General features: G+C 50.5%; 12 protein-coding genes and 1 pseudogene. 9 read left to right on the plus strand and 4 right to left on the minus strand.

The window, feature by feature from the left end:
• The first annotated feature begins 474 nt into the window (after positions 1-474).
• The 9 genes from DESGI_RS01970 to hepT all read left to right on the plus strand — a co-directional run bounded on the left by DESGI_RS01970 (position 475) and on the right by hepT (position 10,302).
• Positions 475-1,134: a LysE family transporter gene (locus DESGI_RS01970; RefSeq protein WP_006522829.1), complete on the plus strand. Its 660-nt coding sequence runs from the start codon at positions 475-477 to the stop codon at positions 1,132-1,134.
• A 78-nt stretch (positions 1,135-1,212) separates the two neighbouring features.
• Entirely contained in the window at positions 1,213-2,622 is a 1,410-nt protein-coding gene (gene amrA / locus DESGI_RS01975; RefSeq protein WP_006522828.1) for an AmmeMemoRadiSam system protein A, read from the plus strand.
• A 66-nt stretch (positions 2,623-2,688) separates the two neighbouring features.
• The gene (gene amrS / locus DESGI_RS01980) at positions 2,689-3,675 is read left to right on the plus strand and encodes an AmmeMemoRadiSam system radical SAM enzyme (protein WP_006522827.1); all 987 of its coding nucleotides are present in this window, start codon (positions 2,689-2,691) and stop codon (positions 3,673-3,675) included.
• Positions 3,676-3,854: 179 nt separating this feature from the next.
• A complete protein-coding gene (locus tag DESGI_RS01985; RefSeq protein ID WP_006522826.1) occupies positions 3,855-4,607 on the plus strand; it encodes an SIR2 family NAD-dependent protein deacylase in 753 nt (250 codons plus the stop codon).
• A gap of 228 nt (positions 4,608-4,835) precedes the next feature.
• Positions 4,836-7,118, plus strand: coding sequence for a helix-turn-helix domain-containing protein (locus DESGI_RS25525; protein ID WP_006522825.1), 2,283 nt, complete (start codon positions 4,836-4,838; stop codon positions 7,116-7,118).
• Positions 7,119-7,120: 2 nt separating this feature from the next.
• On the plus strand, positions 7,121-8,671 hold the full coding sequence (locus DESGI_RS01995; RefSeq protein WP_006522824.1) for a helicase-related protein: 1,551 nt from the start codon (positions 7,121-7,123) through the stop codon (positions 8,669-8,671).
• Positions 8,672-8,744: 73 nt separating this feature from the next.
• A complete protein-coding gene (locus DESGI_RS02000; RefSeq protein WP_435050888.1) occupies positions 8,745-9,218 on the plus strand; it encodes a DUF441 domain-containing protein in 474 nt (157 codons plus the stop codon).
• A 237-nt stretch (positions 9,219-9,455) separates the two neighbouring features.
• The gene (mntA, locus tag DESGI_RS02005; RefSeq protein ID WP_006522822.1) at positions 9,456-9,896 is read left to right on the plus strand and encodes a type VII toxin-antitoxin system MntA family adenylyltransferase antitoxin; all 441 of its coding nucleotides are present in this window, start codon (positions 9,456-9,458) and stop codon (positions 9,894-9,896) included.
• On the plus strand, positions 9,886-10,302 hold the full coding sequence (gene hepT, locus DESGI_RS02010; protein WP_006522821.1) for a type VII toxin-antitoxin system HepT family RNase toxin: 417 nt from the start codon (positions 9,886-9,888) through the stop codon (positions 10,300-10,302). The genes mntA and hepT overlap by 11 nt, the downstream gene beginning before the upstream one ends.
• Positions 10,303-11,011: 709 nt before the next feature.
• Here hepT and DESGI_RS02015 read toward each other — a convergent pair.
• From DESGI_RS02015 to DESGI_RS25530, 4 genes and pseudogenes are all read right to left on the minus strand, one after another.
• The gene (locus tag DESGI_RS02015; protein ID WP_006522818.1) at positions 11,012-11,983 is read right to left on the minus strand and encodes an FAD binding domain-containing protein; all 972 of its coding nucleotides are present in this window, start codon (positions 11,981-11,983) and stop codon (positions 11,012-11,014) included.
• A gap of 50 nt (positions 11,984-12,033) precedes the next feature.
• Entirely contained in the window at positions 12,034-14,412 is a 2,379-nt protein-coding gene (locus DESGI_RS02020) for a xanthine dehydrogenase family protein molybdopterin-binding subunit (RefSeq protein ID WP_006522817.1), read from the minus strand.
• The gene (locus tag DESGI_RS02025; protein ID WP_052543918.1) at positions 14,405-14,926 is read right to left on the minus strand and encodes a (2Fe-2S)-binding protein; all 522 of its coding nucleotides are present in this window, start codon (positions 14,924-14,926) and stop codon (positions 14,405-14,407) included. The genes DESGI_RS02020 and DESGI_RS02025 overlap by 8 nt, the downstream gene beginning before the upstream one ends.
• A gap of 489 nt (positions 14,927-15,415) precedes the next feature.
• A pseudogene (locus DESGI_RS25530) lies at positions 15,416-15,562 on the minus strand (AAA family ATPase); the annotation flags it as partial.
• Between the last annotated feature and the right edge of the window lie 37 nt (positions 15,563-15,599).

Genomic DNA, 15,599 nt, shown 5'->3' on the forward strand with positions numbered 1-15,599 from the left:
CTCCTTTTACTGTCCATAGTTGTTTATTGAACCCGTACGGTGGTGTGGGTTTTAAATTGCCAAAAAGGTTAAAAGTATTTATGACTGAATGTTCAGTCAGTATTGTAGTAATAGGATATTTCATTTTTATCTAAAAAGCAACAGTTCGGGCTGGCTCCAAATAACCTCTCAACATGGCTGAACTACCATTCATTATTGTAAAACCACCATTCGCAGCCTGAATGCGACAATTCGCGGAAATGATATAGAAACTTTTGGCTGGTTGTTGAAAGTGGATAATATAGTATGAGCAATGGGGATCCGGCATTGTTGGCTGCAATGCTAAAAGCTGTGAGCAGTTAAAAGTTATATTATGAAACTGGGACGGTCCGGCAGGTTTTGCCAGTTAATTGGCGAAAATAAGAATAATGTTGAATTACAGATGCTCCGGTTTGCTTAACAATAGCTGTAAAATACGCAAGAGGAATGAGGAGAATGAATTTAGAAACGATTTTTGTGACGGCCCTTGTGGTTGGCTTTTCAGGCGCTATCATGCCGGGACCGCTGCTGACGGTGACCATTGGGGAATCCATCCGGCGTGGTTTTATAGCCGGTCCCCTTTTAATGGTTGGGCACGCCCTGTTGGAAATTTTGCTGGTGCTGTTGTTGGTCTGGGGAGTGGCGGATTTATTGCTGGAGAAACAGGTGCAAACTGTGATTGCGGTGGTAGGGGGATCGTTTCTAATCTACATGGGCTGGACCATGTACCGGGATGCCCGGCGGGGCAGGGTTTCGTTGCAGCTGGCCTCGGATGATGAGGATGCCGCCGGTGAGCGGGTGGGCAACGGACGGTTCAGGCTGCACCCGGTACCGGCGGGCGTTTTAGTGAGTTTATCCAACCCTTACTGGAGCCTTTGGTGGGCTACGGTAGGGCTGGTTTATATCACTACTTCCATGGCGCAGGGAACAGCCGGGCTGCTGGCTTTTATGAGCGGGCACCTGCTGTCGGATTTTATCTGGTACGGGCTGGTATCGGGCGCGGTAGCCGGCGGGCGCCGGTTTTTGAACCAGCAGCTCTATCGCGGTGTGATAGCGTTTTGTGGTGCTTTTCTGGCCGGGCTGGGCGGTTATTTTGTATACCGGGGCCTGCTTTAAAGCACAATATGGCATATGCCGGATTTTTATGAAAGGAGCTGATTACCCGTAACGGCCGGACGTTATTGGGGGATGCCTATGTCCATAGTATTTTGTGGTATTTGTCCCCACCCTCCCGTGATGGTGCCCGAGGTGGGGCGTGGTCAGGATGAGGAAGTGGCCAGCACTAAAAAAGCCATGCTGGAATTAGGCCGGCGATTAAATGAAAGCGGTGCCCAAACTTTGGTGATGATTACCCCGCACGGCACTGTTTTCAGCGATGGTATTGGTATCAGCGCGGTAAAAGAGCTTCAAGGCAGCCTGAGCCAGTTCGGCGCTGCCGGGGTGCGCTTTACGCTGCCCAATGATTTGCAATTGGTGCATAAGATAAAGGAAATGGCCGGTTTGCAGGGCATTACCACTGCGGGTATAGATAATGCCCTGGCCGCTCGCTTTGGCGTATCCACCGAGCTGGACCACGGTATTACAGCGCCGCTGTATTTCATCCGGGAAGCTGGTGTGAGTATGCCTTTGGTGCATGTGTCCATGGGCCTGCTGCCCTTCCACGAGCTTTACTCCTTCGGGGTGGCTGTGCGGGATGCCGCCGCGGCATTAGATAAAAAAGTAGCTGTGCTGGCCAGCTCGGATCTTTCCCACCGGCTGACCCCGGACGCACCGGCCGGTTATCACCCATCCGGGAAGGATTTTGACTTGCAATTGGTGGAGTTGGTTGGTGCGGCGGATGTGGAGGGTATCTGCGGGATTGATGCGGACCTGGTGGAAAAGGCCGGGGAATGCGGGCTGAGGTCCATCATTATGATGTTGGGCGCACTGGACGGGGTGGAAATAAACAGCGAGGTGTTGTCCTACGAAGGGCCCTTCGGGGTGGGCTATATGGTAGCTGCGCTGGTGCCTGGTGTGCGGAATGATAAGCGCCGGTGGCAGGAAAAATTGCGTCACGGGGCACTGGTCCGGGCAAGTCAGAGGAGATCGGCTGAAAGTTACCCTGTGCAGCTTGCCCGGGCGGTGCTGGAGCACTATTACGGCGGGTCAAAGGATAAACCTTATGAGACTTCCGGGGTGCCGGATGAATTTGCCAACCGCCGGGCGGGGGTGTTTGTATCACTGAAAAAACACGGCCACCTGAGAGGTTGTATCGGCACCATTGCTCCAACATATAATAATATAACCGAAGAAATTGCCGAGAACGCCATTAGCGCCGCCACCCGGGACCCCCGCTTTAATCCGGTTGAGCCGGAAGAACTACCGGAACTTGATATTTCGGTGGATATTTTAACCGACCCGGAGCCTGTACAGAGTATGGATGAGCTGGATCCCCATCGGTATGGGGTTATTGTCTCCGCAGGCAGCAGGCGGGGACTGCTGCTGCCTGATTTAGAGGGCATTGACACCGTGGAGGAGCAGGTGGCCATCGCCAGGCAAAAAGCGGGCATTAGCCCGGGAGAAAAAATACGCTTGGAACGTTTTAAGGTGGTCAGGTACCGGTAGCTTAAGGTAAGGGTACATTACATGCATTATATATGGTAAGGAGTTGGTCGGTTGAGGCGCGAGGTCATGTTTTATACCAAAGGACCTGAGGAACAGGTTAACTGCCAGGTATGCCCCCGGCTGTGTAATATTCCCCCGGGCAAGCGGGGATTTTGCCGGGTGAGGGAAAATATGGGTGGTATTCTTTATGCTACCAATTACGCTGAGTGCTCCTCATATGCCCTTGATCCTATTGAAAAGAAGCCCCTTTACCACTTTTACCCGGGTAAATTGATATTTTCTCTGGGCACTGTGGGCTGCAATCTGCGCTGTGGTTTCTGCCAGAACTGGCAAATTGCCCAGGAAACTCCCAGTACCACCCGCATAAGCCCGGAACAGGCGGTGGAATTGGCACTGGAGCAAAAAAAGCGCGGTTACCCCTGTGTGGGCCTGGCCTATACCTACTCGGAGCCTTTCATGTGGTATGAATATGTGTACGACACCGCCAAGCTTGCCCGGGATGCCGGCCTGAAAAATGTACTGGTAACCAACGGTTATGTCAACGAACAGCCGCTGCGGGAACTGCTTCCCTATATCGATGCTATGAACATTGATGTTAAGGCTTTTACCGATGATTTTTATCGCTCTACTTGTGCAGGCCGGCTGGATCCTGTTTTGCGTACTGTAGAGGTTGCCCACGGGCACTGTCATATAGAAATAACCACTTTATTGATAACCGGTTTAAACGACAACCAGGAGGAAATCAGCAGTCTGGTGGACTGGTTGGCCGGTGTGGATCCGGATATGCCTCTGCATTTTTCTCGTTACTTTCCCAACTACAAGCTGGATTTGCCACCCACCCCGGAGGAAACTTTAATGCGGGCCAGGGACCTGGCCCGGCAAAAACTGCACTATGTTTATATCGGCAATGCACCTCAGCTGAAATCTTCCAGCACAACCTGCCCGGGCTGCGGTACAGTGCTTATCGACCGGGAGGGATATCGAACGCAGGTGGGAGAAATATCAGATGGCACTTGCCCCGGGTGTGGGAAAAGAATATCATTGGTAACGTAAACTTATAACGTAGAAAGTTGATCTAAGATATAATGATAAAATGTTTGCAATCGCCTTCCCGCAAAAGTTATTAAATTAGATGTAACTATTGGGGGTTCAGCTATTAGGTAGTTGAACAAATCAAGCGTAGTGGTTATATCGGTTTATAATAGTTTTTGCAGTGAAAGGAACGGTGCCTTATGCTTTTGCAAGAGCAGGTGGCCACACTGGCCGACATGTTGCTGAACAGTAAAAAAACAGTGGTACTGACCGGTGCCGGGATATCCACTGAGAGCGGCATTCCTGATTTTCGTAGCCCGGGCGGTCTGTGGTCCAAGGTCGACCCGATGTACGCATTCTCGGCCGAAACCTTTACTCACCGGCCTGAGGCCTTTTACCAGGCCGGCCTGCCCCATTTGGCCTCCATTAAATCAGCCCGTCCCAACCGGGCCCATGAAGTGCTGGCTGAACTGGAAAAAGCAAGTTTGCTGGCCGGCGTGGTCACTCAAAACGTGGACAGCCTGCACCAGCGTGCCGGCTCAACAAAAGTATGGGAAGTGCACGGGCACCTGCGTTCAGCAACATGTATGCAGTGTGGCGGGCAAATAGTTTGGGACCACTTAATGGATAAAGTGATGGCCAGTCAAATACCGCCCCGCTGCAATGACTGCCAGGGGATTTATAAGCCCGACTGCGTTTTTTTCGGTGATCCCCTGACCCGGGATTTTACTGAGGCCACCAGGGAGGTAGCCACCACTGAATTAATGCTGGTCATAGGTTCCAGCCTTGAAGTGGCGCCGGCCAACTACCTGCCCATGATGGCCGGCAGTTTGGCAATAATCAATCTTGATGCCACCGTAGCGGACAGTAAGGCCAATCTTATCATCAATCGCCGGGCCGGTGAAACCATGGACTTATTGTGGAATGTACTGCTCAGGCGACACTTGGTTTGATATATTACACAGTAAATCAGTTGGTTAGCAAAGGTTTGCTGGTGTAGTAAATGTCAAAATCTTGGATATAATAAGGCTGTATACCTGTTTCATTGTAGGTTGTCAGGATTCTCCCGGCAGGTGACGGCCGCGTAATTTCAAAGTTTGGCAACGGTATGGTAGATGCTGATACCAGCCTGTAAATACTTGGTAAATTTATCAAAATGAGCTATCAGGAGAGTTGTTAGATTGGCAAACGCCAGAACAGAGGAAATAAAAAGAATATTGCTGGATCATATACCGGCGGAGGGGCAGATCACCCTACCCGAATTGTGGAACCGGGCCGGAAGCTGTCTTGATGAGCTGTCCGGTGCATTGCAATCCCTGGCTACCCGGGGCGAGGTGACAGTGCAGGGCACTCAGGGCGGTCCACCGGAGCAGGTTATATTGAGTCGCCCCAACGGTGCCGGAGTCCCTGACGGGAAGGAAAAACGGTTGGCCGCCAAAATTATTGCTTCCAACATGCCCGTGTTGAAGGCTAAATTGCTGACCCAGGCACAGGAAATGATCAGGGAGTTGCTGGGTGACGGAGTGCCCCGGACGCGGGAGCAACTGGCGGAAATGCTTCCGGTGGAATTGCCGTCCAGGCTGCCCGGAGGTATGCCTGATGTTGTTATGCGGCCGGATCATACCTTTACACTGCGGGATACTCCGGCGGGGCAGGCTGAAATGGCCCGGCGGTCTGAGGAGGCGCGGGCCCACAGCCAATGGGTTCGCCGGCAGCGCCAGCAGGTGGATGAATTGCTTGAAGAGTACGAAGTAATGACGGGGGAAGAAATCAGCCAATCGTTGGGTGAAAAGCTGCTGCCCGAGGCGGTGTCCCACTTGATTTGCCTGCCCGGCGGCCGTTATGCCCACCCGGACAGCGATGCGGCCTGGGACGAGGTGGGGAGGTATTTGTCACGCAGCGAGCCCATCAGCCGCAAGGAATTTGTCCGCATGTTCAAGCGTCATAAGAAACTGGTGGCCCAAATTAAAAAGGGGCGGGAGGAGCCGCCCTTTGTTATATTGCCCGACGGGCGCGTTACTGTGGATACCCGGCCCGAAGGTGCCGAGGAATTGCGCCGCCGGGAGATACTGGCTTATGTGCACTATACATTGAAACAAAAGATGGGCGGTCGTTCATTTTTTACCCTGGAGGACTTTGCCCCCCGGGAGCGTAAACTGGCCCGGCAGGAGGCGTTGCAGGCCGGCTGTGTGGAAGTGAAATTGGGGCGGCGGGAGCTGTTTTGTGCCCCCATCAAAGCAGACGCGGGCAAAATTGCCCGGGAGTTAAATGAATTTACCGGGTTGGATTTGCCTGCCCGGGGCGGCCCAACGGTACCGGTGGCTTACCTCATAGATAACTCGTACACTGCCCGGGAAGTGGGGCGATTGCTGGGTATACATCCCGGCGATGTGGCCGGTTTGCGGGAATTGGGACACCTGAAGGGTTTTCAAATGGAAGGGGTTGTGCGCTACTGGCGTGTTCCCGCAGATGCTTTGCACCGTTCCCCTAATATGGAAAGACTGCTGCGGCGGGCCGAGAAAATAAAACCGGCCGACGCCGCCAGGATATTGGCCATATCCCAGGACCAGATCAAACGGTTGATCCGGGAGGGACACCTGCGCAGCGCGGGTCGTTCGGAGCGGGGCGCGTATCAGCTGCGCCGCGGCGATGTGGAGGATTTACTGGCCCGCCTCCATGATATTCGGACGGGATGGGGCGAATCACCAGGCCAAAGCCCTGAGCGGCCGGTGCGGCACAAAAAACGGCGCCCCAGGCGGAGCAAAAGCGAATCTGTTCGGGTACCCGGGCCAATAGTGCTGGATAATTACCAGCAAAAAGCCATTGCAGCATTGATGGATGGCCATTCGGTGCTGGTGGCGGCACCCACCGGCACTGGAAAAACGCTGATTGCCGAGCGTTTGGTGAACAGTATTTTAGAGCAGGGCCGTGAGGTTGTTTACACATCTCCCATAAAAGCCCTCTCCAATCAGAAATACCGTGACTTTGCCCGCCAGTACGGCCACTACCAGGTGGGGTTGATTACCGGTGATGTATCCATTAATGAGCGGGCTCAGCTTTTAGTGATGACCACTGAAATTTTTCGCAACTGGTGCTTTGCCAACCCGGAGTGGATGGATAATATATCTCATGTAATATTTGACGAAGTACATTACCTTGATGATGTGGAGCGGGGCACGGCCTGGGAGGAGAGTATCATTTTTGCGCCCCCCCATATACGAATACTGGGTCTTTCCGCCACCGTGCCCAATATTCATGAAATAGCCCGTTGGATGGAGGAAGTGAGAGGCAGCAAAGTGTTGGTAGTGGAAGAATACCGTCGGGCTGTGCCGCTGGAAATCAACTGGATTTCCCCGGATAACGAAGTGCTGGATGAAGATGAGGCCCTTGATGAAATTGAAGCGCTGCGCCAGGTGGGCAGCCGCCGCCGGTATTTACATGGTAGCGGTGGGAAGGGGGATTAAACATGGCACTGGTGAATAATGCTGCTTGTGTGGGCGTAATTGAGTCGATCCAGGACCACCTGCCCACCCTTTACTTTGTATTCAGCAGGGGACGCACGGAACTTTTAGCCGAAGAGTTGAGCCGGGAATGGGACTTTTTGCTGTCCGAAGAAAAGAACAGGGTTAATGAGCTGATTGAAAAGTCGGAACAGGTCTCCCCGGGTTTGTTCGGGGGGCGGCGCAAGCATCTGCGGCGCTTGCTGCTTCAGGGCATCGGCTACCACCATGCCGGCCTGTCACCTGCTTTAAAAGAACTGGTAGAAAATCTTTACGAGGCCAGGCTTATTTTTGTGCTTTTTTGCACCGAAACCTTTGCCGTGGGTATTAATTTTCCAGCGGCCAGTACGGTATTCGATGCCACCCGCAAATGGGATGGGCGAAATCACCGCGGATTGTTGAACCGGGAATTCTTCCAAATGGCCGGCCGGGCCGGCAGGCGCGGTTTCGATAAGGTGGGGCATGTTTATGTCAATATAGATGAAAAATTCCCCGAGCAAACCGGCTTTTTTGATGAAAGCCAGGTAGAGCCGGTAAGGGGCCGGTTGGTGATTTCCCCCAATACCGCTCTCAGCCTGCTGCACTGGAAAACCGATGCTGAAATAGAGCGCTATCTTTCCCAGAACCTGGCGGTGTACCAGAACAACCGGGAAATTGCCAGCCTGGCCGGGGAACTGGAAACGGTAGAGGAAAAAATCTTCACCTTGCGCAAACACTTTTGTGAGGATAAAGACGGGCCATCCTGTCCTATGCTGCGGGAAAAATTGAAAAAAGAACTGAACCGCCTGCGCAATCGCAAGCGACGTCATAAGCCCGAGATACCGGGGCGGATAGCGGAAATTAAGTCTATCCTGGCCCAGCCTGCCAAGGGGTGTCTGCACCATGACTGCCGGGACGCCCATGATGAAATCGCTGCTTTGGTGGAGCGCAAAAAGGAACTGGTGCGGCGCAATCGCCAGCTGAAAAGATATGCCGTGGATTACCACCAGGAATTTCGCCGCATGTGTGATTTGTTGGAAAAACTCGGATTTATCGAAGGTAAGACGCTATTGCCCCGGGGGCTCTTTGCCCTGCATGTACACGTTCAGGAAATACTGGTTACCGAACTGGTATTTTCAGGTATTCTGCGGGAAGCGTCACCGGCGGAAGCAGCCGCTATTTTAGCGGGCATTGATTACCAGCCCGGCCGGGACGAAGTGGTGTTGCCCGGTGCATACAACATGGATAATGTGGCACTGTTAAGAAATGATCTGCTGGACGCCGGTGTGCCCGAGCATCTATGTGTGTGGTCGCCGCTGCCGGGACCGCTGTCTGAAAGCTGGTACAATGGCGCCACCTTTGAAGAACTGCAGAAACGCTGTAATTTGCATGAGGGCGATATATTTTCCACTATTCGCAGGGAAATCGACGTACTGCGGCAGATTGAAAGGGCTGCCGGTGAGGACCGCTCTTTTAGACAGGTGATGCACGATATTCGGAACACCCTGGACCGGGACGAGGTAGCCGTACTGATATAAGAGGGTGACCGGGTGTCGGCTTTAAACATGAGCTCTACGAAAACTAACAATCGTCTGTAGCTCAAATAGGAGGGTGACCCTTTTGACATCTTTGGGACAAGCCGGTATTCTTCTTTTAGTCATTATTTTACTGGGCATTGTAGGACATAATTACGTGGTGGCCGCCGCCGCGGGGGTGTTGCTGGCGCTGCGCCTACTGCACGGTGAGGCGCTGTTCCCCGTATTGGAAAAAAACGCCCTCAATGTGGGTATTGGCATTATCACCTTGGCCATATTAATTCCTTTTGCCAGCGGGGGGATTGGTTGGGCGGAATTGTACAGAACTCTGGCCAGTCCCACCGGGCTGGTGGCTTTGGCTACGGGTGTTTTTGTAGCCTATTTAGGGGGCCGGGGGGTTGGTTTTCTAACCGCCCAGCCACAGGTAATGGTGGGGCTCATGGTGGGTACCATCGTGGGGGTGGCCTTCTTCCGGGGCGTGCCCGTGGGACCCCTCATCGCCGCCGGTATGGTGGCTCTGGTTATGGGATTGCTGGGCTATGGCAAATGATTTGCCCCCGGGTCTAGATATTATCAAAACTAAACCATGGCTTCTTTGTAAAATAGTGATATTTAATTAGCTAGCTCGTATTGTCCAAGGGGGTAAAATGGTATAAAATTACTTTTGAACAGAACGGGGACGGTTCTCCGCTTCCCATAAGGCGATCCATGTAGTAGAAATAGGCTAAGGGGTTGCTTTGGGGCGTTATGGATTATTGGCGTATTTTATGAAAAGGCAGGTATTCCCATGCAGTCAAGGGAAAAGGAGATTAATGTTTTTATTAGCAAGCTGGTAAAAATATTGGAATTAAGAAGAGATATAGCGGCGGTATATTTGTTTGGCTCATACGGAACAGAGTTTCAAACCAAACATAGCGATATTGATCTGGGTGTTATCTTTCTGCCGGAAGTTAATGCTGATTTAAGGACAGAATTGGAACTGGAAGTTGCTTTAAGTTTAGCAATGGGAACAGACCAAATTGACGTGGTTAATCTAAACAGATCACCCATCCAACTGCGTTACCGTGCTATCTCGGAAGGCTGTTTGATCTACCAGGGGGATTACGTAGCCACCAGTAATTTCTTGGAGGAAACGTATAAATACTATCTTGATTACGCATACCACCTAAAAAATTTTCACCGTGAAAGGAGTAAGGCGTTGAAGGAGGCTTACGCCAATGGTGGATAAAGAGGTTGTCCAACACAAAATCGGTATTATTGAAGACAATTTGGCCAAATTGGAAACCCTGGCCGAGCTCACCCCTGAAAACTTTTTAGATAAGTTTTACTACATCGAATCCGCAAAGCACCTATTACAAGTATCCATTGAAGCAATGCTTGATATTGCCCACCATATAATAGCCAGGGAACGTTTCCGAACCCCCAAGACTTATGCTGAAGCTTTTTTAATTTTGACAGAGCAGGAGATTCTACCGCAAAAGAAGGGGTTGGCTTTTCTGCAAATGGCTAAGTTTCGCAACCGGGTAGTTCACTTGTATCATGATGTTGACGATAAAGAGGTATACCTAATCCTGAAAATGAATTTAGATGATTTTCGGGAATTCGTCAGGGCAGTGGTAAAGACATTTTTATAAAACTTCGTCGTGGGAAGCACGGCACAGCCCTGTGCTTCCTTTGGGTGGCGGAAAATTTCTTTTTGTGTTAACTAAACATCATCGCGCCACTGTACTGTGCTAACTTTATAATGGAAAAGTATTGCCGAAGCCACCCACCCACTATATGATACGCCCTTAGCTTGGCGCACGGACTGACTCCTTTTGGGAATTTTGGAAGGACGGCCAGGCCTCTCGCAATTTGCTCGAGCATGGTTTCTCCCCCTTATGTTTCCTATTGATAAAGGTTTTGGATTTTTGTATAATAAAAATATAGTTGGGAATACTGATAATTAAAAAAACGGCGGTGTGCCTCACTTTACCGAGGTTTAATTACGGCCCCTTAAACTGTTCCAGCAGTTTAAGGGGTTTCGTTTTAACGCCTGCGGTCGGCGATTAGCACAACAAGGGTGACCAGGAGGATAATTGCTATCACGATTTGGATTGTATCTGATATTGCGATAGTTTGCATCCTGCCTCACCCCCTTTCAAAGATGTTTCCATCCCCGGTAGGTGAGGCCCGTCTGTTAATTATGTATTCCCGCTTTTAATTTTACCATATTTTATCACTATTTGACATTACCAATGTTGGTTCCGATAATGAGTCATATATAAAATAATAGAATCCCCTACCTAATCTGTTGCCATACGTTCGAATGCCAGGCCAAAAAACTACCCGAGCATATTGCAACTACACCAACTGTTTAAGTGCCAGAGCCGTTAATTCACGGGCCATTCGCTTGCGGTAAGCCGGCCCCATATCGGTATTGTCCAGCGGCCTGGCCTGTTTGAAAGCTGCCTTGGCCACCGTGTCAATAATCTCCTGCGTTAACTTATTACCCATCATAACCTCCGCTTCCTTTATTAGCAAAGGCCTGGATTCTACCGCGCCCAGCACTACTCTGGCCCTGACCACCTTATTGGCATCGTTTTTTTCCAAAGCCACGGCTACACCGACAACGGGAAAGTCGAAAGCATTGCGGGAGCGCAGCTTAATATAATTCATCTGCAGACCTCCTGCCGGGGGCAGCAGAATGGCAGTGAGGATTTCGTCGGGCTTTTTAGTTAAGTAGTTGATACCGTCTTTCCCGTAAAAATCTTCAATTAGGATTTCCCTCTCTCCGGTAGAGCTGCGCAGACGCAAACGAGCAGCCAGAGCAACCAGTACCGGAACGGTGTCTGCCGACGAAACGGCAAAGCAACGACGGCTCTTTGGCGCCGCCTGACAGACGGAGCCGAAGGCTTTCAGGCAATACCCCAGGCTCCGGCGCCAGAGCTCGTTTTGATTAAAGTACATACAGCGGGTGTTTAAGCAGACGTTGCCGCCAAGAGTACCGGCATTGCGCAGCTGGGGAGTGGAAACCAAATGCGCGGCATGTGCCAAGGCCGGGTAGTAGCTCTTGAGCACGGGGTTGCCGGCAACCTCTGTCAGGGATACGGTGGCTCCAATAACCAGTCCTTTTTTTTCATCACCGGATATCTCGCGCAGTTCGCGCAAGCGCGAAAGTGATATCAGGTTGCGAAATTTTATCTGACGGCGTTTTAAGTTGGGATAAAGGTCGGTACCGCCGGCCACAACGGTAGTATTGGGCTCAATCAGACAATCCAGTGCTTCGGTCAGCGTATTTGGGGTAATCATATTAAATTCAGGCAACCTTAGCATGAATACCGCCTCCATTATTCATAAAATGAGAAACCGGCATTGACTGCCGGTCAGTCTTTTGGCTGATCATCCCAGGGTCTGGGCACCCGTTGCGGTTTGGGAAATTTATATTGCGGTACCATTTTTCTACCATAGCGGCCGGAGCCGCCTTTGGCTTTATCGTCCAGTGCTTTGAGTATTTTTTCAGGAGTAACGGGTACCTCATCAATACGGACGCCGACTGCGTTATAAACAGCGTTTACCAGGGCAGGAACAACGGGGAGCAAGGGTCCCTGACCCGCTTCTTTAGCTCCAAAAGGTCCTTCGGCTTCAGCAGTTTCTACTAAAATGCTTTCCACGGGGGGCATATCCAGAGTGGTAAAAGTCTTGTAGTCCAGCATTGACGGAGCTTTTAGAAGATGACGGCGCATTGTCTGCTCCTCCATTAAGGCATCCCCGAGACCCATATACACATTGCCTTCAATCTGTCCAATCACGTTAAGCGGGTTGAGGGCTATACCAATATCATGAGCCACCCAAACCTTTTCCACCTTAACCAATCCTGTTACGGGGTCACAAGTAACTTCAACTACGGCGGCGGAATAGCTGTAAGCAGGTGAAGGGCCAACGCCCGAACCGCGGTAAGGACCGGCCAGATCGGGTGGTTTGTACCCCCCCCTGCCTACAAGAAGCCCCGAGCGGGCCTCGGCCAGAGCACAGGCCGTACTGAAAGGTATTTGCTTATCAGGATTATTCCTTTCCATCACTTTGCCTTCCTTAAAGACTAAGCTTTGACTGTCTACCTGAAGTTTTTCAGCAACAGCCTGGGCAATTGTATCACGCAATTGCCGGGCTGCCTGAATTGCAGCGTTGCCGGACATAAAAGTAACCCTACTGGAATAACTCCCCATGTCGACAGGAGTGAGGGCTGTGTCGGCTGCAACCAAATAAATATCTTCCATTTGAAGGCCCAAAATCTCTGCCACCAGGAGAGCATGAACAGTGAGAGAGCCCTGCCCGATATCAGTAGAACCAGAATAAAGAGTTACTCCGCCGCCCCGGTCAATCTTCAATATAACCTGGGAATGGTCCAAGGGATTAAAATAGATGGGCAGTCCTGCTCCGCACATGTAGGCGCCTACAGCAAAACCAACGCCTTTGCCGTAAGGCAGGGCTGAGTGCTTAGCTGTAAAATCGGATGCCCGGTCTACCCGTTCTATACATTCCAACAGTCCGCAGCTGGTTACCCGCAAGTAATTTACAGTAAGGGAATTGGGCTCAATAGCGTTGATTTTTCGAATTTCTACAGGACTGATTCCAATGTCCTCGGCGAGTTTATCCAGTTGCAATTCTATGGCAAACCGGCCTTGGGGCGCAGCATGCCCGCGCTTGGGGCCGGCCGCCGGTTTATTGGTGAAACACCGCACTATATCTGTTTTATAGTTGGGGATTTTATAGGTGGTTGTTTGCAAGTTACCTGTGTAATAGGAAGATGCCACCCCAAAGCTGCCATGGGCGCCGCCGTCTAAAAAGTTGGTAAACTGCATGGCAGTGATTGTTCCATCCCGTTTAACTCCGGTTTTGACAGCCATCAAGGTGGCATGGCGCCCTCTATGGGTATAAAAAACCTCTTCCCTGGTCAAGGTTATCTTTACCGGACAGCCGGTTTTTAAGGCTAGATATGAGGCTACCATTTCATGGCTAAAAGGTTCACTTTTTCCACCGAACCCTCCTCCTATAAAGGGGCTTACAACCCGAACATGAGCCGCGGGCTTACCCAAAACCTTCGCTAAAGCCCGATGCAAATAATGGGGAGTCTGGGAACTTGTATATAGAGTTAGGTGTCCATAGTTTTCCGGCACCGCCACTGACGCATGTTCCTCCAGACACATATGGGTGCTGCCGCTGTAGAAAAATAGGTCTTCCCTGATGTGGTCGGCCTCGTTGAAACCGGTTTCCACATCTCCGAATTCCAGAGCTATTTCCCTGTGAATATTACCCTTTCCGGTATAAGTGTGGATAGGTTCCGCGGCAGGCAGCAAAGCATCTTCCACAGTCAAAAAAGCAGGCAGGGGTTCGTATTCCACCTTAAAAAGGGCTAATGCGGCCTCGGCAGTGGCCTCATCGACAGCAACTACTGCGGCCACAGGATCTCCTACATAGCGCACCTTGCCAATCGCCAAAGCGTGTTCGTCCTCACTGACGGGCAGAATGCCGAAAGGAATCGTCAGCTCTCCTCCCAGCATAATATCTATTACACCTGGTTGCGACAACACCTCATCATAATCAATGCCGATAATTTTCGCGTGACCGAAGGGACTGCGCAACAGCTTACAATAGAGCATGCCGGGAAAAGAAATGTCTGAGGTATATTGGGCTTTCCCGGTAGCTTTGCTTAGACCGTCAACCTTGGGCAAAGATTTACCGATCAAATTGAAGGACTCATTCATTGCTTGTTCCCCCCTTTAATGTAGGCGCCCGGTCGGCCGACGCTTGGTCACACATTCTTTTAGCAGCCAGTTCCACCGCGTCGTAAATCTTTCGGAAACCGGTGCAGCGGCAGATGTTACCTGATAAAGCATCTTTAATCTCTGCACGTGAAGGCAGAGGCTTTTGGTCGAGCAGAGCTTTAGAAGTAAGGAGCATGCCGGAAGTACAGTAACCACACTGTATAGCTCCCATTTCAACGAAAGCTGTCTGCAAAGGATGGGGTTTGCTCAAGGTGCCCATTCCTTCTACCGTTAAAATTTCTTTACCTTCCACTTCTAAAGGCATAGTCAGGCAGGCAAGGTGTGGTTCGCCATTGATCAGAACGGTACAAGCCCCGCACTCTCCCAATTCACAACCGTGTTTGGTGCCCATGAGGCCAAGATCTTCACGCAGTACTTCCAGCAAAGTCTTGTTTTCAGGAATAAAAAGTTCGTGGCTCTGACGATTGACGTTCAATTTTACTGGCGTTTTCATCGAATTATCCTCCTTGGTTACCCATATCAACTCATTGTAGCGATGTCGGGTGTCCGATAACTTCTCAGCATCCCGTTTATACTGGTCATGCTTTTGTTGCATTTGATATTTTCCGGTAATCCAACTTACCAAAGGCGACTAACCCAAAATCCGAAAATACATATTACCCCCTCAAAATTTCTTAAACAATGTTAATGTTCACCATGGTGTACACCGTTCTTTATTATGTATATTATGAATTAACTGACAATAGATTGTCAAGAGTAAATTGGCCACTCCCAAAATTAATGCTAGTCCTGCTATATATCGCTGGAAATATACGGCAAGGTTATAGAGTATCAGTATCATGGTAGGGATTTTAAGGTTTTATTACATAAAACCATTAACGGAAAACAAATATACATTGTAACTACAGTAAGCGATCCATTCACATTGCTGTTTGCTTAATACTTGATGAAGTATGGGGAGATATGGAAAACTTAGGCTTTATTCACCGACTTGGGCGCGATCTAGGTATGGCAATTTACACTGAAGGTCGATTCTTTGCTTGATGGCAGCATAGGACTGCAGTTGCAACCTCTCCCAAAGCTCAGATTGACCGACAAGGATTAGTGACATAGGACTTACCGCATCCATGCCGGGTGTATAAAAATAATTGGTTGTCAATGGTTAT

The organism is Desulfoscipio gibsoniae DSM 7213, from assembly GCF_000233715.2.
In the GTDB taxonomy this organism is placed as follows: Bacteria; Bacillota; Desulfotomaculia; order Desulfotomaculales; family Desulfallaceae; genus Sporotomaculum; species Sporotomaculum gibsoniae.